The organism is Fusobacterium sp. SYSU M8D902, assembly GCF_040199715.1.
GTDB lineage: Bacteria > Fusobacteriota > Fusobacteriia > Fusobacteriales > Fusobacteriaceae > Fusobacterium_A.
Genome location: NZ_JBEFNA010000075.1, coordinates 1 through 845 on the forward strand (window position 1 = coordinate 1; position 845 = coordinate 845).

General features: G+C 26.6%; 2 protein-coding genes. Both read right to left on the minus strand.

Going from position 1 to position 845, the window contains the following annotated elements; translation table 11 throughout:
- Positions 1 to 87: 87 nt before the first annotated feature.
- Entirely contained in the window at positions 88 to 234 is a 147-nt protein-coding gene (locus ABNK64_RS11110) for a hypothetical protein (RefSeq protein WP_349764441.1), read from the minus strand.
- Positions 235 to 296: 62 nt separating this feature from the next.
- Positions 297 to 746 (minus strand): invasion associated locus B family protein, encoded by a 450-nt coding sequence (locus tag ABNK64_RS11115; RefSeq protein WP_349764442.1) that lies wholly within the window; start codon positions 744 to 746, stop codon positions 297 to 299.
- Between the last annotated feature and the right edge of the window lie 99 nt (positions 747 to 845).

Here is an 845-nt window from a genome sequence, read left to right on the forward strand (position 1 = left end):
TAGTCAATAAAAATTTACAATGGATTTTGTTTCAAATTTAAGTGGCAAAACATTATTAATTCACTTGCAAAACACACTTTTTTTTTATTACTTGATTACTCTTTCTTCAGTTATAGTTTCTATCTCTCCATCTTCAGTTACTTGAGTAGTTATTACTGTTTCTTTACGATAACTTTTTTGACTACTACAACCAAACATTGAAAATAAAACAATAAAAAATACTATATATTTCATAAAACACTCTCCTAATAAGATATTTTAATAAAATTATACAGTATTTTCTATAAAAGTCAATATTAATTAGAGTTCATTACTCTATTATATGCATTTGTAAAACCACTCAAGCTCATTTTTAAATTAACAGCTCCACCATTGGTATTATATACTACAAAAGAAACTCTATTTCCTTTTTTTAATTTTTCAAAAAATTGTTCATCTAATGTTATCACTCTTAATAATCTATCTGAAACAGCCATAGTTGTAAGCTCTACAGCCTTTCCATCATCAATTTTCATTTTTAAAGGATAGATCTCTCCTACTACACACTCTGGTCCCATTAAAACATCTAAACATATAATTCCATCTTCATCTTTAACAAGTCTTATCCCTTGAAAAAAATCAACTGAATTAAACATTGCTATCTGCCCTGTTTCATCTCCAAATTCATCTACAAGATTGATAGTTTCCCAAGCTGAAAAGCTCATTGAAAAAATCATAAAAAATAAAACAACAATCTTCTTTATCATAGAAACTCCTCCCCATTTACTTTTTGTTTCTGTTAACTTTAATTTATCTGAACCACTCCTAATCCTTTGTAGTATAATAATTTGTCGAAGATTATTTTT